This window comes from Streptomyces sp. NPDC001709 (genome assembly GCF_053596375.1).
In genome coordinates, this window is record NZ_JBSFGB010000023.1 from 134,003 (window position 1) to 153,683 (window position 19,681).

Annotated in this window: 10 protein-coding genes; all 10 read right to left on the reverse strand. The window is 73.8% G+C overall.

What is annotated here, in order from left to right:
- Positions 1 to 37: 37 nt before the first annotated feature.
- On the reverse strand, positions 38 to 877 hold the full coding sequence (locus ACWC0C_RS30145; protein ID WP_450867192.1) for a carbohydrate ABC transporter permease: 840 nt from the start codon (positions 875 to 877) through the stop codon (positions 38 to 40).
- A gap of 13 nt (positions 878 to 890) precedes the next feature.
- Entirely contained in the window at positions 891 to 1,880 is a 990-nt protein-coding gene (locus ACWC0C_RS30150; protein WP_450867173.1) for a carbohydrate ABC transporter permease, read from the reverse strand.
- An 8-nt stretch (positions 1,881 to 1,888) separates the two neighbouring features.
- Positions 1,889 to 3,205: an ABC transporter substrate-binding protein gene (locus tag ACWC0C_RS30155; RefSeq protein WP_450867174.1), complete on the reverse strand. Its 1,317-nt coding sequence runs from the start codon at positions 3,203 to 3,205 to the stop codon at positions 1,889 to 1,891.
- Between the two features lie 209 nt (positions 3,206 to 3,414).
- Positions 3,415 to 5,472, reverse strand: coding sequence for an elongation factor G (fusA, locus tag ACWC0C_RS30160; RefSeq protein WP_450867176.1), 2,058 nt, complete (start codon positions 5,470 to 5,472; stop codon positions 3,415 to 3,417).
- 34 nt (positions 5,473 to 5,506) lie between these two features.
- Complete coding sequence (locus ACWC0C_RS30165) at positions 5,507 to 6,820, reverse strand: nucleotidyl transferase AbiEii/AbiGii toxin family protein (protein WP_450867178.1); 1,314 nt, start codon at positions 6,818 to 6,820, stop codon at positions 5,507 to 5,509.
- A 115-nt stretch (positions 6,821 to 6,935) separates the two neighbouring features.
- Positions 6,936 to 8,168 carry a cytochrome P450 gene (locus ACWC0C_RS30170; RefSeq protein ID WP_450867180.1) on the reverse strand — a complete coding sequence of 411 codons (1,233 nt, stop codon included), beginning with the start codon at positions 8,166 to 8,168 and terminating at the stop codon, positions 6,936 to 6,938.
- 120 nt (positions 8,169 to 8,288) lie between these two features.
- The gene (locus ACWC0C_RS30175) at positions 8,289 to 9,533 is read right to left on the reverse strand and encodes a cytochrome P450 family protein (protein ID WP_450867182.1); all 1,245 of its coding nucleotides are present in this window, start codon (positions 9,531 to 9,533) and stop codon (positions 8,289 to 8,291) included.
- A gap of 31 nt (positions 9,534 to 9,564) precedes the next feature.
- Entirely contained in the window at positions 9,565 to 11,046 is a 1,482-nt protein-coding gene (locus ACWC0C_RS30180; protein ID WP_450867184.1) for an FAD-dependent oxidoreductase, read from the reverse strand.
- Entirely contained in the window at positions 11,043 to 16,778 is a 5,736-nt protein-coding gene (locus ACWC0C_RS30185) for an SDR family NAD(P)-dependent oxidoreductase (RefSeq protein WP_450867185.1), read from the reverse strand. Before ACWC0C_RS30185 ends, ACWC0C_RS30180 begins: the two co-directional genes overlap by 4 nt.
- 2 nt (positions 16,779 to 16,780) lie before the next feature.
- The coding region (locus ACWC0C_RS30190) for an acyltransferase domain-containing protein (protein WP_450867187.1) at positions 16,781 to 19,681 on the reverse strand (2,901 nt) is incomplete at its 5' end.

The window sequence follows — 19,681 nt, forward strand, 5'->3', positions numbered from 1 at the left end:
GAAGTCCCTTCGGAATGCGGGGTGTCGGTCACTCGGGTCACTTGACGGCGCCTGCCGTCAGACCGGCGACGAGATAGCGCTGCAGGAGGAGGAAACCGGCGACCACGGGCACGCTGACGACCAGCGAGGCGGCCATGATCTGGTTCCAGTAGACGTTGTTGAGGGTGGAGTAGCCCTGGAGGCCGACGGCGAGGGTGCGGGTGGTGTCGTTGGTCATGACCGACGCGAACAGCACCTCGCCCCACGCGGTCATGAAGGCGTAGACGGCGACCGCGACGATGCCGGGGATCGCGGCCGGTACGACGACCCTGAGCAGCGCGCCGAGCGGGCCGCAGCCGTCCACCAGCGCCGCCTCGTCCAGGTCGCGCGGCACCGAGTCGAAGTAGCCGATCAGCATCCAGATGGAGAAGGGCAGGGAGAAGGTCAGGTACGTCAGGATCAGGCCGCCGCGGGAGCCGAACAGGGCGATGCCCGTGGCGTTGCCGATGTTGACGTAGATCAAGAACAGCGGGAGGAGGAAGAGGATGCCCGGGAACATCTGCGTGGACAGGACCGTGACCGTGAAGACCCGCTTGCCGCGGAACTCGTAGCGGCTGACGGCGTACGCGGCGAACACCGCGATCACCACCGAGCAGACCGTCGCCGCACCCGCCACGATCAGCGAGTTCGTGAAGTACTTCGCGAGCGGGACCGTCGACCAGATGTCGATGTACGGGCGGATGGTCAGATCGCTCGGCAGCCAGCGGAACTTGCCGGTGACGTCCGCGAGCGGCTTCAGCGAGCTGGACACCATCACGTACACCGGGACCAGCACGAATCCGCTGAGCAGGGTCAGGAAGATCCGCCTCGACCACAGGAACGAACGCGGCGGTGCCATGGGTGAGTTGGGGTCAGCCATTGGATGCCCTCCGTCCGCACGAGGTGAGAAGCAGATAGACGCCCGTGACGACGAGCAGGAAGAGCAGCAGCAGGACGGACATGGCGGATCCGGTGCCGAAGTTCCAGGTGACGAAGGACGCCTGGTAGATGTGGACCGAGATGAGGTCGGCGGCCTCGGGGGCGGACTTGCCGAACAGCACGTACGGCGTGTTGAAGTCGTTGAAGGTCCACAGGAACAGCACCAGGACCAGGACCTGGTTGACGGGGCGCAGCGAGGGCAGCGTGATGCGGCGGATCTGCTGCCACATCCCGGCGCCGTCCAGCGCGGCGGCCTCGTACAGCTCCCGGGGGATGTTCTGCAGTCCGGCCATCACGATGAGGAAGGCGAACGGCCAGCCCTTCCACACCGACACGGTCAGCAGGGCGTAGAAGCTGTTGTCGCCGATCAGCCAGAAGGAGGGTTTGCCGGTGAGGTGCAGCTGGTCGTGCAGCACGTGGTTCACCAGGCCGTTGTCGTGCTGGAACATGAACACCCAGGTGATGACGGCCGCGTAGACCGGCAGGGCGTACGGCACCAGGAACAGCGCCCGGAGCAGGCCGCGGCCGCGGAAGGTGTCCTGCAGGTAGATCGCGGCGGCGGTGCCGATCAGCCAGCACAGGGCGACCGACAGCAGGGTGAAGCCGACGGTGACGAAGAAGGAGTGCAGCAGCGCGTTCCCGACGGGCGCGTCGATGTCCACCGACACCTGGTAGTTGCCGAGGCCGGACCAGGGGGCGGTGCTCCAGTCGCGGATGTAGAACTGGGTGAGTTCCTTGAAGCTCATCACGATGCCGATGACCATCGGCACCAGGTGGACGAGGAGTTCGAGCAGCAGGGCGGGCAGGAGCAGCAGATACGGCATGGAGGCGCGGCTCGGCCGCCCGGTGCGGCGGCGGGGTTCGCGCCTGGCCGCACCGGACGGTGCCTGCGCCACCGGCTCCTTGAATGCGGTGGTCGTCATCTTCTCTCTCACGCCGCCGGCATCTGCTGCTGGGCCTTCTGCAGCGCGGCCTCGACCGAGTCGGTGGTCACGGCGCGTCCCGCGGCGGCGTCGGCGAACAGGTCCTTGACGGCCGTACCGACCGCCGTCTCGAACTGCGACTCGGACGCGACCTGCGGCAGCGCGGCCGCGCTGGTGGCGAGGGTGCTCTTCAGCACCGCGGTCTCCGGCGTGCCGAACGCGGCGTCCGCTTGCGCCGACTTGACCGACGGGATGGTGCTGTAGGCCTTGTTGAGGATCTTCTGCTCCTCGTCGGAGGTCATGAACTTCACGAACCTCGTGGCGCCGTCGAGGTTGTGGGTGTTCTTGAAGACGGCGAGGTTGATGCCGGCGACCATGGAGTTGATCTGGGTGCCGCTGCCGGGGGTGCCGGAGATCACCGGTACGGGCGCGATGCCGTAGGCGTCCTCGCTCATCCCCTGGGACTTGAGGTTCGCGGAGGCCGACTGCCACAGCAGCATCGCCTGCCTGCCCTTGGCGAAGTCGCTGACGGACTGGTTCTGCGCGTACTCGGCGTCGCCGGTCGGGATGACCTTGTCCTTGGCCATCAGATCGACGTAACTCCGGACCGCGTCGACCACCTTGGGGTTCGTGAAGTCGGGCTTGCCGTCGGCGGTGAAGAAGTCGGCGCCGTGCTGCTTGGCGAAGACGAAGACGTGGTGGATGTTCTCCGCCAGGTTCGAGCCCTCCGCGCCGAGCGCGGACTTGCCCTTGGCCTGGATCTTCTTGCCGTCGGCGACCAGCTCGTCCCAGGTGGCGGGCGGTTGGCCGATCCCGGCGTCGGCGAAGATCTTCTTGTTGTAGTAGAGGGCGTACGCCATCGAGTACAGCGGGACCGCGGCCGGGTCCTTGCCCTGGGTGCCGGTCGAGCCGAGCGCGGAGTCGACGAACCGGTCCCTGCCGCCGATCCTGGCGAAGTTCTTCGTGTCCCACGGCAGCAGCGCGCCGGTGGCCTGCAGCGAGGCACTCCAGCTGTTGCCGATGTTCAGCACGTCCGGGCCCTGGCCCGAGGTGGTCGCGGTGAGGATCCGGTTGAGCAGGTCGGTCCAGGGCACGACCTCCAGCTTCACCTCGATCCCGGTCTGCTTCCGGAACTTGTCGAGTTCGGGCTGGAGGACCTGCTTGTCGACGGCGATGCCGGCGCCCTGGTTGGAGGCCCAGTACGTCAGCGTCCTCGGCGAGCCGCCGGACCCGCCGCCGCTGGACGAGCCGCCCCCGCAGGCCGTGGCCGCGAGGACGAGAGACAGGGTGACGGCGCCTGTGGCCGCGGCTCGGATGCTGCGCATGGCTCCTGGTGTCCCTTTCCGGGAGTCGAGAATCTCCTCATGGCTTAATTTAGGACGTGAGTTAAGCCTCGGGAGAAGCGCTCGTCAAGGGATCCGGCAGCGGCAAACGGCCCGGCGGGCTGGAAAACCGGGAGAAACCGGGAGCCCACGCCGGAGGTGGTGGGGCCCGCACCACCGCGCCGGTGGCTGGTGGTGCGGGCCCCGGCTTGCTAGCGGACCGGTGCCGGGCGGGGTGCCGGGGCGTAGCCGGCGGGGTGGGTGGTGAAGGTGCCCCGGCCCTGGGTTCGGCTGCGCAAGCGGGTGGCGTAGCCGAAGAGTTCGGCCAGTGGCACGGTCGCGGTCAGGATCGCCGCGCCGCCCCGGGTCTCGGAGCCGCCGACCCGGCCGCGCCGGGCGGCCAGGTCGCCGAGGACCGAGCCGACGGCGTCCTCCGGCACGGTGACCGTGACCTCGGCGACCGGTTCCAGCAGGGCGGCCGCGCAGGCGCGCAGGGCCTGGCGGAGCCCGAGCCGGCCGGCGGTGCGGAAGGCCGTGTCGGAGGAGTCCTTCACATGGGTGGAACCGTCGGTGAGCGTGACACGGAGCCCGGTCACCGGGTGCCCGTCCAGCGGGCCCTCGGCGAGCGCGTCCCGGCACCCGGCCTCCACCGCGCGCACGTACTCCTGCGGCACCCGGCCGCCGACCACGGCGGAGCGGAACTCGAAGCCGGTGGCGCCGACTTCGGGGCCGAGCGGTTCCACGTCGAGCACGACGTGGGCGAACTGCCCCGCCCCACCGTCCTGTTTGACGTGCCGGAACACGAACCCGGCCACTCCCTCGACGACCGTCTCGCGGTAGGCGACCCGCGGCCGGCCCACGGTGACCTCCGGCCCGCCGTCCCGGCGGATCTTCTCCACCGCGACCTCCAGGTGGAGTTCCCCCATCCCGGACAGCACGGTCTGCCCGGTCTCGGCGTCGGTGCGCACCACCAGCGAGGGGTCCTCCTCGGCCAGCCGTGCCAGCGCCGTCGCCAGCCGGCCGGTGTCGGTGGCGCGCCGGGCCTCGACGGCCACGGACACCACCGGCTCGGCGGCCACGGGCGGTTCCAGGAGCAGTGGAGCACCGGGGTCGCACAGCGTGGAGCCGGCCCGCGCCGACTTCGTCCCGGCGAGCGCGACGATGTCACCGGCGACCGCCCGGTCGAGCTGGACGTGCCGGTCCGCCATGACCCGCAGGATGCGCGCCACGCGCTCGGTGCGCCCGGTTCCCGGGTCCCACACGGTGTCTCCCTTCTCGATCGTGCCCGCGTAGACGCGCACATAGGCCAGCCGTCCGGTGGTGCTCGCGTTCACCTTGAACACGAGCCCCGCGAACGGAACTTCGGGGTCGGCGGCCCGCTCCCGCTCGGTGCCCTCGTGGACGCCGCGCACGGCGGGGACGTCCAGCGGCGAGGGCAGATAGGCCACGACCGCGTCCAGCAGCGGTTCGATGCCGCGGTTGCGGTAGGCGGATCCGCACAGGACGACCACACCGTCCCCGGTGCGGGTGAGGTCGCGCAGGGTGGTGGCGAGGGTCTCGGCGGAGAGGGTCTCGCGGTCGCAGAACTCCTCCAGGGCGGCCGGGTGCAGCTCCGCCACCGTCTCCTCCAGCAACCGGCGCCGCCGTACCGCCTCCTGCCGCAGCGGCTCGGGCACCGGCCCCTCCACGGCCGTACCCGCGGCGTCGGCCCAGACCAGCGCACGCATCCGGACGAGGTCCACCACACCCGTGAACTCGTCCTCCGCTCCGACGGGAAGCTGCACCACGAGCGGGACGGGATGCAGCCGCTGCCGAATGGACTCGACGGCCCGGTCGAGGTCGGCGCCCGCGCGGTCCATCTTGTTGACGAACGCGATTCTCGGTACGCCGTGCCGGTCGGCCTGCCGCCACACCGACTCGCTCTGCGGCTCGACGCCGGCGACGGCGTCGAACACCGCGACCGCCCCGTCCAGGACGCGCAGCGAGCGCTCGACCTCGTCGGCGAAGTCGACGTGGCCGGGGGTGTCGATGAGGTTGATGCGGTGCCCGTCCCAGGCGCAGCTGACGGCGGCGGCGAAGATGGTGATGCCGCGGTCGCGTTCCTGCGGATCGAAGTCGGTGACGGTGGTGCCGTCGTGGACCTCGCCCCGCTTGTGGGTGGTGCCCGTCGCATACAGGATCCGCTCGGTGACGGTGGTCTTGCCCGCGTCGACGTGGGCGAGGATGCCGAGGTTGCGGACGGCGGCGAGGGTGGTGGTGTTCGTGCGCACGGCCCAGGGCCTTTCTGCGGATCGGGCCTGGCGTTCAGGCCCGAATCGGGGAAAAGGGCAGCGCGATTACCCGTGCGTCCGAAGTCAGCGGGGCGTCACGGGTGTCCGGTGCCGGCCGCGCAGCGGGCACCGGCACCACCGGGACACGAGGATCACCTCGTACCGGGAACGGGGAGCGACGACAGCGGTGCGTGCGCGCACGGCCGGGCTCCCCTCTGTGTCGGACGAAAGGCGCCGCCGTAGGGTCGTCGCGGCGCTCGGTACGGGATGACGGTACGAGAGGGACGCGGCCGGGGCACCTGATTTTTGGCGGTACGTCAGCGAGCGGGACGTACCGCGGGCGTACGGGGGCCGGCTCCGCGGTGAGCGGTGTCAGCGCCCCGGCGAGTCGGCTCAGCCATTCCTCCGCCGTTCCCCGGACGGCGGGGTACCGCTCCTGGAACCCGGCCCAGTCCACCTCCCACCGGAGCACCGCGGCCGGATCGAGCACGTCCGGCCCTGCGGATGCCGCCGCCCGGTCGAAGACCTTCCGCAGCAGGCGCGGCGGGAGCGGGGTGCCGTCCGCCTCGGCGAGGAGGACGGCGTCGTACAGGTCCTTGCCCCGGGCGCGGCCCGCGTCCTGGCTGTCGGTGTGCAGCCACAGCAGTTTCCAGGCCAGGGACAGCTCCCGGCTCGCGGTGCGCACCGGGGTGGGTGGTCCGCCGTCGCCGCGCGGGATCAGCGTCCACACCGGGGGCTCGGGCAGCCGTTCGTCGCGGGCGAAGTCCAGCCGGACCTCGCCGGGCGGCAGGCCGTCCGCGTGCCAGGGGATGATCAGGCGCACTCCCGGCGTGTCGTACTCGGCGTAGCCCCAGGTGCCGTCGACGCGCGCCCCCTCCGCGTCGAGGAGCAGCCCGGGGGCGGCCTCCGGCTGCCGGGCCACGCGTTCGAGCAGGTCGAGGTACGGGGGCGCGCCCTCCTGCGCCGCGTCCTCCTCCGCCAGCCAGTGCAGTCCTTCGGGCGGGAGCAGCGGGCGCTGTCCGCCGGTGTCGAACTCCTCGTACGTCCACATCTCGTACCCCGCCGCGCCGTCCGCGGCCTCGGGCCACTGCTGCACGACGTCGATCCGGTCGACGTACGGAAACGGGTCCAGCGCGTCGACTGCGACGGCGTCCTCCAGCACCACCCAGTCGAGGTCGGCGGGTTCACGCGCGGCGGTCCCCACCCACGCCGGCATGACCATGCTGCCGCGCAGGACCAGGGTGCCGCTCCGCGGGGCGTCCGCGATCAGTCGGAGGACGTGGTCCAGCGCCGCCCGTCGACGGCGCGCCGGTTCGTCGGATCCGCCGGCGGGTCGGTCTGCGTTCACGGGGCAGACCGTAACGGCCGCCGCTGACAACGGGGGGCGCGGGGAACCCCATGGCCGGGGCCATGGGGTTCTCACCGGTGTGCGACGCCCGGTCGCCCGCCCGGCGTGGGGTGCTTCAGCCCGTGATCCGGACGGGCAGTTCGGCCAGGCCGCGCATGATGATGTTGGGCACCCGGGCCGGCGCTTCGGTAACGAGTTCCAGGTCCAGCGCGGTCAGGGCGGACACCGCGGCCTGTGCGGTGAGCCGGGCCAGCGGGGCGCCGACGCAGAAGTGGATGCCCAGACCGAAGCCCAGATTGCGGCCGGCCGGCCGGTCCAGCCTGAGTTCGTCGGGGTCGTCGTGGACGGCCGGGTCGTGGCTGGCCGCGCCGATCATCAGCATGACCTGCTCGCCCGGCTGGACGGTGTGCCCGGCGATCTCGGCCTCGGCCAGGGCGACCCGGGAGATCATCTGCACCGGCGCGTCGAAGCGCAGCATCTCCTCCACCGCGGCCGGCACCTGGTCCGGGTGGGCGCGCAGCCAGTCCCGCTGTTCGGGGCGGCCCAGCAGCGCGAACATGCCGTTGCCGATCAGATTGACCGTGGTGGCGTACCCGGCCGAGAGCAGCAGCGTGCAGGTGACCTCCAGCTCCTGCCGGGTCAGTGTGTCCCCGCCCTCCTCGGCGGCGACCAGCTCGCTGATCAGGTCGGTGCCCGGGGCGGCCCGGCGCTGCTCGGCCAGCTCGCCGATGTACTGGTACAGCTCGGCGCGGGCACTGTCCCGCTTGGCGACCTCCTCCGGAGCCAGCAGGAAGCTCGGGTCCAGGCCGCGGGCGATGTCGCCGGACAACTCGTCGAATCGGGCGGCGTGCTTGGCCGGGACGTCCAGCAGCGCGTTCTGCATCCGGCCGGGCAGCGGGTGCGCCACCGCGCGCATCAGGTCGATCGGGCCGTCGCCCGCCTCGGCGCGGGCGGTCTCGATCAGCTCGCGCACGACCTGGTCGGCGGTGGCCCGCATCCGCTCCACCTGGCGCGCGGCGAACGCCTTGCCGACCAGGGCACGGATCCGGGTGTGCTCGGGCGGGTCGGCGAAGATGAACGGCCGGACCACCGAGCCGTCGGCCTCGGTGCGGAAGTGGTCGGCGACGGTGGCGCCGTCGCCCCAGCCGAACCGCTGGTCACGCAGCACGGCCGAGCAGGCCTCGTGCCCGGTCACCGCCCACAGCCCCAGCGGGGTGCGGGTGACCGGGCCCTTGTCGCGGACCTGTGCGTAGATCGGGTAGGGGTCGGCCAGGAAGGCCGGGTCGAACGGGTCGAAGGGCAGCAGCTGGGCGATGAAGCCCGGGTCGAGCATGGGTGCTTCGGTCATGGCTGGTGTTCCCAACTCCGCGGGGGACGGCGTCGCCGCGCGGGACGCTCTGGCTCGGTTCGGGGTGGCGGTGCGACGGCGAGGGGTGTGTGGGTGTCAGGTCGAGGGGCGTGCGGGGTGTCAGGTCGCGGCGGCCGGCGTGGCCGCGGTGAAGGTGACCGGCAGGTGGTCCAGGCTGTTGGCCACCAGGCTGGGCGTCCAGGTCAACTTCTCCTCCGGAACGGCCAGTCGGAGATCGTCGAACCGGTCGAACAGGGTACGCAGCGCGATGCGGGCCTTGAGCCTGGCCAGCGGGGCGCCGATGCAGAAGTGCGTGCCGTGGCCCAGCGCCAGGTGCTTGGAGGCGTCGCGGTGGATGTCCAGCGTCTCCGGGTCGCCGAACTGGCCGGGGTCGTGATTGGCGGCGGCCAGCGAGATCATCACGTGCTCGCCCGCCTTGACCCGCGCGCCGCCCAGCACCATGTCCTCCTTGGCGAAGCGGTACACCACGGTGACCACCGGGCTGGTCAGCCGCAGCAGTTCCTCGATGGCCGGGCCGAGCGCCTCGGGGTCGTTCTCGAGCTCGGCCAGCTGCTCGGGGTTGCGCAGCAGCGCGAGGATGCCGTTGGACAGCAGGTTGATGGTGGTCTCCGCGCCGGCGAGCAGCAGCAGCATGACCGTGGAGCGGATCTCGAGGTCGGCGAGGGCGTCGCCGTCCTCGTTGGCCTGCACCAGACCGGAGATGAGGTCCGGGCCGGGATCGGCGCGGCGCTGCGCGGTCAGGTTGGTCAGGTACTCCTCGAACCAGCCGACCGAGGCGACGACCTCCTCGGGACTGGAGGAATTGCCCAGGCCGACGAAGATGTAGATGTTGCGCTCGAACTCCTCGCGGTCGGCCAGCGGCACGCCGAGCATCTCGTACAGCACGGTCGAGATCAGCGGCGAGATGAACTCGTCCTTCAGATCGGCGGTGCCCGCCTCGGCGACCGCGTCGAGCAGCTCGTCGGTGATCTGCTGGATCCGCTCGCCGAGGTCGGCCACCCGGCGCGGGGTGAACGCCTTGGACACCAGCCTGCGCAGCCGGGTGTGCTCGGGCGGGTCGGCGAGGTTCATGTGCTGGTTGAGGATGGACTTGCGCCCGTCGTAGCCCAGCGAGGGCCACAGCTCGGGCAGCGCGTTGTCGAAATGCTTGCTCAGCTTGCGGTTGTTCAGCGCGGCGAGCGCGTCCTCGTACCGGGAGATCATCCAGACCGGGTTGCCGTCGGGCAGCAGCAGCTGCTCCACCGGGCGGGGCTCGGGCGGCCCGGGGGTCCACGGGCGGGGGCCCGCCGCGGCGTCGGCGTGCGCGGGACAGCCGGTGGCCACTTCACCGTCGGGGTTCGGCATGTCGTGTCCTCTCATCGTGGGTGCTCGGCCGTCACCGGGCGGTCGCGGCCGGGGATGACGGGGTGGGGGCCAGCGCGGTGAGCTGTGCGGCGACTCCGGTGAACCGGTCGGCGTCACCGGAGGCGGCCACGTAGCCGTCGGGGCGCAGCAGCACGAACCGCTGCCTGCGGCCGGCCAGCGGGAAGTGCGCGACCAGGCCGGGCAACCGGGCGGTCAACTCGGCTGCCGATGAGGCGAGTTGACTGCCCTGGCTGCCGTAGGTGATCAGCTGGAACCGGCCGGCCAGCTCGTCGCACTGCCTGGGGATCCACCGGGGGTCCCGGGTTCCGGGGCGCGGCCGGGAGCGATACGTGCCGCCGAACATCGTGTCCGGGTAGCGGCTGCGCCAGCCGGCCAGCATCGGCGCGTAGCCGCGGGCCAGCACGCCGGACGCGTCGAGCAACCGCCAGGTGAGGTCGCGGATCTGGCGGGCCATCGGGCCGGCCACGGCCTGCCGGGCCATCCGGCCGGTGGCCTGGAGGGTCTGCGCGATGGCGGCGCGCCGCTCCGGGTCGTAACTGTCCAGGACCGACTCGCGCAGCCGGCCGTGCACCACGCCGGCCAGCTTCCAGGCCAGATTGCGGGTGTCCGGGATACCCAGGTTGAGGCCCTGGCCGCCGATCGGGCTGTGTACGTGCGCGGCGTCGCCGACGAGGAAGCAGCGGCCGGAGCGCAGCGCGCCGGCCACCCGCTCGTCGCTGGCGAACAGCGTCACGGTGCGCACCTCGGTGAAGCGGAGACCGCCGGGGCCGCGCTCGTCCAGCAGTGCCTGGGCGTGCTCGGCGGTGGCCCCGGTGCCCTCCGGTACGGCGCCGGAGATGCGGAACTCGCCGCCGGGCAGCGGGGCGATCAGCGCGACGCCGGTGTCGGCGAGGAAGTAGTGGATCTCCTCGGTGCTGATCTCGCCGTCGATGCGCCCCTCGGCGAGCAGGAAGGTGGCCGGGAAGCGGGCTCCGGAGAAGTCGATGCCCAGCTGGGCGCGCACCTGGCTGTGCAGTCCGTCCGCGCCCACCAGCCAGTCGGCCTCGATCTCGGTGGTGGTGCCGTCCGCGCGGGTCGCGGTGACGGTCACCGTGTGCTCGTCGGGGACGACCTTGGTGACCCGGGTGCCCCACTCGACGCCGACGCCGCGGTCGGCCAGCGCCTCGGCCAGCAGCCGCCCGGTGCGCTCCTGGGGCAGCACCAGCGGGGCGTTGACGTCGGTCAGCGGCACCCGCACGCTGCCGCCGGAGCCCAGGTGGTAGTGGAGCGCGGCGGGTCGGACGCCGTCGCGGGCGGCGCGCTCGGCCAGGCCGAGTTCGCCGAGCACTTCCCGCACCGGCGGCCACAGCAGGATCGCCCGGGAGCCGGTGTGCGGCTGGTCCTCCGCGTCGACCACGGTGACCTCGACGCCGAGCCGGCTCAGCTGCGCGGCCATGGCCAGGCCGCACGGGCCCGCGCCGACGACCAGAACGGTAGTACGTCGTTGCGTCATCGCTTCTCCAACCACTCGTGCACCGCCTGGGCAGTACGGTCGGCGTGCTCTTCGAGGACGGTGAAGTGGTCGCCGGTCAGCTCCACCTCGTCGTGCGGGTACGCCCAGCCGGCCGGCGGGCGCGCGAACCCGGCGAGTGGCTCGGCGGTACGGGCCAGCAGGACCGGCGTGGCGGAGTCGGTGGGTTCCCAGTCGGTGAGCAGCCGCAGGTAGCCGCCCATCGCGGTGAGCCGGGCATCGGTGACGGCGCCGCTGCCGGCCAGCCGTGTGAACATCTGCTCGAACAGTGCGGCGCCGGTGGTGGTCAGCTCGGGGCCGAACACGAAGGTGTCGATGAGCACCACTGCGGTGGCCGGGCGGCCCGCTGCGGCCAGCCGGGCGGCGACACCGTCCGCCAGCAGCCCGCCCGAGGAGTAGCCGACCAGCACCACCGGCCGCTCCCCCGCCGCCGCCTCCACCTGGCGGGTGACGGCCTCGATCGCGGCGGGCCGGTCGGCGGGCAGCGGCTCGCCGTCCACGTAGCCGGTCAGTGCGACGGCCGAGACCGCGCGCCGGTCGCGCAGCCCGGCGGCGAACCGGGCGTACTGGTGCGGTCCCGAGGTGGCCAGCACAGTGGGAAGGCAGACCAGTACCGGGCCCTCCTCGTGCGCGGTCAGCCGCACCGGCTCGGGCAGCTCGCCGGCCTCCTTGGCGGAGCCGAAGGTGGTGCGCAACTTGGCGGCGACGCCAAGCAGTTCGACGAAGTCACCGACCTTCCCGGCCGCGGCGGCCTGGTGGTAGAGGCCCGCGAAGGAGCCGGGTTCGGCCGTGGTGGTCGCGGCCGGGTCCGGCCCGAGTTCGCCCTGCAGGTGCCGGGCCAGCGCCTCGGGGGTGTCGTGCTCGAACAGGGTGGCCGCGGTCAGCCGCAGCCCGGTGGCCGCCGACAGCCGGTTGCGCAGCTCCAGGGTGGTCAGCGAATCGAAGCCGTGCTCCAGGAACCGGCGGGCCGGGTCGATCGCGGAGCCGTCCGGGAAGCCCAGGATCGCCGCGGCCTGCCCGGTGATCGCGGCCAGCAGGGCGCCGTACCGCTCGGCGGCGGGCAGCGCGGCCAGTTGGCCGGCGTCCGGGCCGGCCGCGCCGGAGGCCTCGCGGCGGCCGCGGTCGGGGGCGAACTCGGCGATCAGCGGGCGCGGTCCGGCGAAGGTGTACGCGGCGCGGAACCGCGGCCAGTCCACATCGGCCAGCAGCAGCCGGGTGTCCCCGGCGGTGAGCGCGTCGCCGAGCGCGGCGAGGGCGCGGTGCTCGTCCAGCACCGCGATGCCGCGGCCGGCCAGCCGTTCCCGCCGCGTGGCCGCCACACCCGTCATGTCGTCCGGGTCGTCCCAGGGCGCCCAGGCCACCGACAGGGCGGGCAGCCCGGCCGCGGCACGGTGTTCGGCCAGCGCGTCGAGCGCGGCGGTGGCCGCCGCATAGCCGGCCTGGCCGACGCCGCCGAAGGTGCCGGAGATGGAGGAGAACAGCACGAACGCGGTGAGCGGGGTGTCCCGGGTGAGCTCGTGCAGATGCCACGCGGCGGTGACCCCGGGGTTCGGCGCGGCGGCGCCGTCGAGGGCGCTCAACGGCGCCTCGGTGAGCGGTACGGCGGTGTGCACCACGGCGGTGAGGGGCTGCCCGGCGGGGAGTTCGGCCAGCAGGGCGGCGGTTGCATGACGGTCGGTCAAGTCACAGGCACCGGTGTGCACTTCACTGCCCAGGCCACGCAGCTCGGCGGTGAGGTCCTCGGTCACGGCGCCGCCCGGGTCGACGGTCAGCAGCAGCGCGGGGGCGCCTGCGGCGGCCAGCGAGCGGGCCACGGCCGCGCCCATGGTGGTGTCCGCGCCGGTGACCAGGGTGGTGCCGGTGGGCCGCCAGGTGTCGCGGGTCAGCCCGGTCAGCGGGCTGCGCACCAGGCGGCGGGCGAACAGCCCGGCCGGGCGGACGGCGAGTTGTTCCTCGCCGGTCCGCCCGGACAGTGCCGCGCACCAGCGGGTCAGCGCCCGTTCGTCGGGCCGGGCGGGCAGGTCGACGATGCCGCCGCCGAGGCCGGGGTGTTCCAGGGACACGGTCGGGGCCAGGCCCCACAGCGCGGCCCGGTCGGGGTCGCCGTCCGGCTCGGCGTCCAGGGCGACCGCTTCGGTGGTGGTGAACCACAGGGGGGCCTCCACGCCCAACTCGACCAGGGCACGGACCAGGGACACGGCGGCCGGCCGGCCCAGCAGGGCGAGTACGCCGGTGGCTCGTACGCCTGCCAGCGCGGTGCGCAGGGCTTCCGGTTCCGGCGGGTCGGCGGTGACCTCGACCCGGATCACCTGGGCGCCGTGCCGGGCCAGCGCCTCCGGTTCCGGTCCGGTGTGTCCGGGTGGTACGGCGACCAGCCAGTTCCCGGACAGCCGGGCGCTCGCCGGTTCGGGCACCGGCCGCCAGTCCAGTGCGTAGCGCCAGGAGTCCACGACGGACCGCTCGCGACGCTGCCGCCGCCAGGCCGCCAGCGCGGGCAGCACCGCGGCGAGGGGTTCGGCGTCCGGAGCGTCCAGTTCCAGCGCGTCGGTGAGGCCGGTCAGGTCGGCGTTCTCCACCGCTTCCCAGAAGGCGGACTCCACGGGGTCCGCCGTGGCGGGTACGGCGGTGGGGTCGGGCTCGGGCCAGTAGCGCTGCCGCTGGAAGGGGTAGGTGGGCAGGTCCACCCAGGCGGTGTCCCGGTCGGGCAGGGTCACGCCGAGGTCGACGGGGGCGCCGCGGGTGTACGCGTCGGCCACGGAGAGCAGGAACCGGTCCAGGCCCCCCTGGTCACGGCGCAGCGACGCGACCACGGCGGCGTCGGCCCCGGCGTCCTCGGCGATCTCCTGCACCGCGGTGACCAGCACCGGGTGCGGGCTGACCTCGACGAAGAACCGGAACCCGGCGTCCAGCAGGGTGCGTACGGCCGGGTCGAAGGCCACCGGACGGCGGGCGTTGTCGAACCAGTACCGGGCGCCCAGGGTGGTGGTGTCGGTGAAGGTGCCGGTGACGGTGGAGCAGAACGGCACCTCGGTGGCGGTGGGCCGTACGTCGGCGAACATGTCCAGGATGCGTTCGCGCAGCGGGTCGACCTGGTCGCAGTGCGAGGCGACCGTGGAGCCGACCAGCCGGGCGCGCAGCCCGTCGGCGGTGGCCTCGGCGACGAACCGCTCCAGTGCGTCCTGCGCGCCGACCACGGTGACCGCGCCCGGGCCGTTGACGCCTCCGATGTGCAGCCCGTCGCCCTGGGCGGCCAGCCGGGCGCGGACGTGCTGCTCGGACGCGGCGACCGACACGACCGCGCCCCTGCCGCGCAGTTCGTCGGCGAACAGCCGGCTGCGCAGCACCACGATCTTCAGCGCGTCGTGCAGGGACAGCGCCCCCGCGGCGCAGGCGGCGGCGATCTCGCCCTGGCTGCTGCCGACCACCGCGGCCGGGGTGAGGCCGTAGGAGCGCCACAGCTCGGCGAGTGACACCATCACCGCGAACAGCACCGGTTGCAGGATCTCGATGCGCTCCATGTCGGGCGCGCCGGGCGCGCCGCGCAGCACGTCCAGGATGGACCAGTCCACGAAGGCGCGGGCCGCGGTGTCGCACTCGGCCAGGTGGGCGGCGAACACCGGGGCGGAGTCGAGCAGTTCGGCGGCCATGCCGGCCCACTGCGAGCCCTGGCCGGGAAACACGAACACCACCCGGTCGACCGGCGCGGCGGTGCCGCCGACCACGGCATCGTGCGGCCGTCCCTCGGCCAGCGCGCGCAGGCCCTCCGCCGTGGTGTCCGCGTCACCGGCGACGACCACGGCACGGTGTTCGAAAACGGACCGGCAGCGCAGCAGGGCCGCGGCGAGGTCGGGCAGCGGGGTGCCGCGCCGTATCAGGGGGAGCAGCCGTTCGGCTTGTGCGCGCAGCGCTTCGCGACTGCGGGCGGACAACACCACGGGCATCGGGCTGGCCGGGGTGGCTGTACCGGCGAGGCCGACCGTGCCGGGCGGGGCGGTGGTGCCGGCTGAGGCAGTCGTGCCGGCCGGGGAGGTCTCACCGGCCTCGGAGGTCACGTCCGCCGGGACGGTCGCACCGGCCGACGCGGTCGAGGCGGTCGTGCCGGGCGGGGCGGCGGCCATGTCGGCGGAGGCAGTCGTACCCGCCGGGGAGGTCTCACCGGCCTCGGTGGTTACGTCCACCGGGACAGTCGCACCGGCTGACGCGGTCGAAGCGGCCGGGGCGGCGACCGTGCCGGCAGATACAGTCGTACCCGCCGGGGAGGTCTTACCAGCCTCGGAGCCGATGTCCGCCGGGACAGTCGCACCAGCATCCGGCTCCGGCGGGGCGAACTCGGCGGCCTGTTCCAGCAGTACGTGCGCGTTGGTGCCGCTGATGCCGAAGGCGGACACCCCGGCGCGGCGCGGGCGGCCGGTCTCCGGCCAGGGCTGCGGCTCGGTCAGCAGGGCCACCGTGCCGGAGGCGAAGTCCGCCTCGGAGGTGGGGGCGTCCACGTGCAGGGTGCGGGGCAGGTGGTCGCCGCGCAGTGCCATCACCATCTTGATCACGCCGCCGACTCCGGCGGCCGCGCCGGTGTGGCCCAGGTTGGACTTCAGGGAGCCCAGCCACAGCGGGCGGTCGGCGGGCCGGTTGCGGCCGTAGGTGGCCAGCAGGGCGTTGGCCTCGATCGGGTCGCCCAGCGCGGTGCCGGTGCCGTGCGCCTCGACCGCGTCGATGTCGGCGGCGGCCAGGCCCGCGTCGGCCAGCGCGGCGCGGATGACCCGTTCCTGGGAGGGCCCGTTGGGGGCGGTCAGCCCGTTGGACGCGCCGTCCTGGTTGATCGCCGAGCCGCGTACCACGGCGAGCACACGGTGGCCGCCCCGGCGCGCGTCGGACAGCCGCTCCAGCACCAGCACCCCGGCGCCCTCGCCCCAGGCGGTGCCGTCGGCGGCCTCGGCGAACGCCTTGGCCCGGCCGTCGGGTGCCAGGCCGCGCTGCCGGGACAGCTCCACGAACCCGGCCGGGGTGGACAGCACCGACGCTCCCCCGGCCAGCGCCAGCGAGCACTCGCCCCGGGCCAGCGACTGGCGGGCGAGGTGCAGGGCGACCAGCGAGGCAGAGCAGGCGGTGTCCACGGACAGCGCGGGGCCCTCCAGGCCGAGGGTGTAGGACAGGCGGCCGGACAGCACGCTGATCGCGTTGCCGGTCAGCAGGTAGCCCTCCAGGTCCTCGGCGGCCTGCGCCGCGAGCATCCCGTAGTCCTGCGCGCCGCTGCCGACGAACACGCCGGTGCGGCTGCCGCGCAGCGACAGCGGGTCGATGCCGGCGTGTTCCAGGGCCTCCCACGAGGTCTCCAGGAGGAGCCGTTGCTGCGGGTCCATGGCCAGTGCCTCGCGCGGCGAGATGCCGAAGAACGGGGCGTCGAAGTCGGCCACGTCGTGCAGGAACCCGCCCTCCTTGACGTAGGTGGTGCCGGGCCGGTCCGGATCGGGGTCGTACAGCCGGTCCAGTGGCCAGCCCCGGTTGGTGGGGAAGGCCGACATCACGTCGCGGCCGGAGGCCACCACCTCCCACAGGTCCTCGGGCGAGGCGATGCCGCCGGGGAAGCGGCAGGCCATGCCGACGACGGCCACCGGCTCGGCGTCGCGCTGCTCGTACGCGCGCAACCGCTGCCGGGTCTCGTGCAGGTCGACGGTGACCTTGCGCAGGTAGTCGCGGAGACGGTCGGCGTCACTCATGATCAGCTCAACTCCGAGTCGATGAACCGGAAGATCTCTTCGTCGCTGGCGGCCCCGAGCCGCTCGGTGACCGACGCGCGGTCGCCGTCCGGGCGCGGGGTGAGCCGGCCGACCAGTCCCTGCAGCCGGGTCAGCGCACGCCGCCGGTCGTCCTCCCCGGACACCCCGGCCAGCACTCCGGCCAGCCGGTCGAGTTCCTCGTCCAGCGAGCCGACGGCCACCGCCGCCGTGGGCACCACCAGCTGCTTGCGCAGGTGCTCGGCGAGTCCGGCGGGGGTCGGGTGGTCGAACACCGCGGTGGCCGGCAGCCGTACGCCGGTGGCCGCGCCGAGCCGGTTGCGCAGGTTCACCGCGGCCAGCGAGTCGAATCCGAGGTCGGTGAACGGCCGCCCGGTGGGCAGTGCGTCCGGGTCGTCGTGGCCGAGCACGACGGCGGCCTCCCGGCGCACCAGCTCGACGAGTTCGCGCTGCTGGTCGGCCTCGGGCAGCGAGCCGAGCCGGGCGGCCAGCGCGGGCTCGGCCGCGGCGGGCTCACCGGTGACGGCGGCGAGGGTGTCGCGTACCTCGGGCAGTTCGCCCAGCAGCGGGCTGGGCCGGGCGGCGGTGAACGCGGGTGCGAAGCCGGCCCAGTCCACGTCGGCCACGGTCACCGTGGTGTCGGCGTGCCGCACCGCGTCGGCCAGTGCCGCGAGCGCCGCTTGCGGGGGCAGCGCCAGCACGCCGCGGCGGCGCAGCTGTTCGCGGCGCCGGGCCTCGGTGCCGGCGTCCGCCGCGCCGAACCCGGCGCCCTCCCACGGGCCCCAGGCGATGGCGGTGGCGGGCAGCCCGCGGGCGTGCCGGTGCTGGGCCAGTGCGTCGAGGTAGGCGTTGGCCGCGGCGAACGCGCCCTGTTCGCTGCCGCCCCAGGTGGCCGCGACGGAGGAGAACAGCACGAACGCGTCCAGCTCGCCGGTGAGCCGGTGCAGGTTGGCCGCGCCGCGCACCTTGGCGTCGAGGGTGGCGGCGACCTCGGCCAGTTCGGTGCCGGCCAGCGGGCCGGAGCGCAGTGTGCCCGCGGTGTGTACGACCGCGGTCAGCGGCGTCTCCGCCGGGACGGCGGCGAGGAGTGCGGCGAGCGCGGTCTCGTCGGCCGGGTCGCAGGTGCTGACGGTGACCGGGACGCCGAGGTCGTCGGGTGCGGTGGCGGTCGGGTCGTCGGTGGTCAGCACCAGCGCCCGCGCGCCGTTGCCGGCCAGCCAGCGGGCCACCGGCAGGCCCATCGGGCCGAGGCCGTCGGTGACCAGCACGGTGCCGGTGGGCTGCCACTGCCGGGCCGGGGTGCGCCCGGCCAGCGGGGCGTGCGCGAGGCGCGGTACCAGCACCCCGGTGTCGCGCACGGCGGCCTGGTCCTCGGGGCCGGCCAGCAGCGCGGCCAGCCGGTCGAGACCGCGGCCCGGGTCCTCGGGCAGGTCGACGATGCCGCCGAACAGTTTCGGGTGTTCCAGCGCGAGGGTGCGGCCCAGGCCCCAGAGCATGGCTCGTTCGGGGTGCGGCACCTGGTCGGCCGGGGTGGCGGCGACCGCCCCGGCCGTGACCAGCCACAGCGCGGTGCCGGAGTCGGCGAGGGCGCGTATCAGGTCCAGGGTGGCGGCCAGTCCGGCGGGCACGGCGGGGTGTTCCGGGTGCGGGCCCTCGGCCAGGCCGAGCAGGGAGACCACCCCGGACGCCGTACCGGCCTCGGCCGCTATGACGTCCGGGCCGAGCACCCGGACGTCGGCACCGGCGCGGGTGAGCGCGGCGGCGCAGTCCTCGGCCAGGGCCAGTCCGGCCGGGCTGACGACCAGCCAGGTGCCGGTCAGCACCGCCCCGGTCGCCTCGACCGGACGCCAGCCCACGGTGTAGCGCCGGCCGTCGGTGGTGGTGGCCGCCTCCTGCGCGGCCCGCCAGGCGGCCAGGGCGGGCAGTACCTCGGCGAGCGGTTCGGCCGGGACGCCGAGCAGGCCGGCCAGCGCCTTCGGGTCACCCGGGTCCACGGCCGCCCAGAAGGCGCCGTCCGCCGCGTCGGCGCCGGTGCGCTCCGGGGCGGCGAGCCAGTAGCGCTGCCGCTGGAAGGCGTACGTGGGCAGGTCGACCGGGGCGGGCGGCGGGCCGTCGAAGGCGGCGGCCAGCCGCACCGGCAGCCCGGCGACCTGCGCCTCGGCGACGGAGAGCAGGAACCGGCCGAGGCCGCCCTCGTCGCGGCGCAGCGACCCTACGACGGTGACCTCGTCCAGCGTCTCGTCGATCCCGGGCGCCAGCACCGGGTGCGGGCTGACCTCGACGAACCCGCGGTGGCCCTGCTCGGCCAGCGCGCGCACGGTGTCTTCGAAACGGACGGTTCGGCGCAGGTTGCGGTACCAGTAGCCGGCGTCCAGCGCGGCCGGGTCGGCCCAGTCGGCGGTGACCGTGGAGAACATCGGCACGCTCGCCGCGCCCGGCCGCACCCCGGCGAGGGCCTCGACCAGTCGCGCCTCGATGCGCTCCACCTGCGGGGAGTGCGAGGCGTAGTCCACGGCGATCCGGCGGGCCCGTACGGCGCGTTCGGCGCAGTCGGCCAGCAGCCGGTCCAGTGCCGCGGGGTCGCCGGAGACCACGGTGGAGGCGGGGCCGTTGACCGCGGCGACGGTCACCTCGCCACCGGCGGGCAGCAGCCCGGTCACCTCGTCGGCGGGCAGGGCGACGGACACCATCCCGCCGTGCCCGGTCAGTTCCTCGGCGATCAGCCTGCTGCGCACGCAGACCACCAGCGCGGCGTCGCGCAACGACAGGGCCCCGGCCACGCAGGCCGCGGCGATCTCGCCCTGCGAATGACCGACCACCGCGTCCGGCTCGACCCCGAACGACCGCCACAACGCCGCCAGCGACACCATCACCGCGAAGGACAC

What these genes read in the sequence shown, in the direction of transcription:
- ACWC0C_RS30145 (WP_450867192.1), bottom strand. Translation starts at nt 877, where the DNA reads ATGGCACCGCCGCGTTCGTTCCTGTGGTCGAGGCGGATCTTCCTGACC.
- ACWC0C_RS30150 (WP_450867173.1), bottom strand. Translation starts at nt 1,880, where the DNA reads ATGACGACCACCGCATTCAAGGAGCCGGTGGCGCAGGCACCGTCCGGT.
- ACWC0C_RS30155 (WP_450867174.1), bottom strand. Translation starts at nt 3,205, where the DNA reads ATGCGCAGCATCCGAGCCGCGGCCACAGGCGCCGTCACCCTGTCTCTC.
- ACWC0C_RS30170 (WP_450867180.1), bottom strand. Translation starts at nt 8,168, where the DNA reads ATGACCGAAGCACCCATGCTCGACCCGGGCTTCATCGCCCAGCTGCTG.
- ACWC0C_RS30175 (WP_450867182.1), bottom strand. Translation starts at nt 9,533, where the DNA reads ATGCCGAACCCCGACGGTGAAGTGGCCACCGGCTGTCCCGCGCACGCC.
- ACWC0C_RS30180 (WP_450867184.1), bottom strand. Translation starts at nt 11,046, where the DNA reads ATGACGCAACGACGTACTACCGTTCTGGTCGTCGGCGCGGGCCCGTGC.
- ACWC0C_RS30185 (WP_450867185.1), bottom strand. Translation starts at nt 16,778, where the DNA reads ATGAGTGACGCCGACCGTCTCCGCGACTACCTGCGCAAGGTCACCGTC.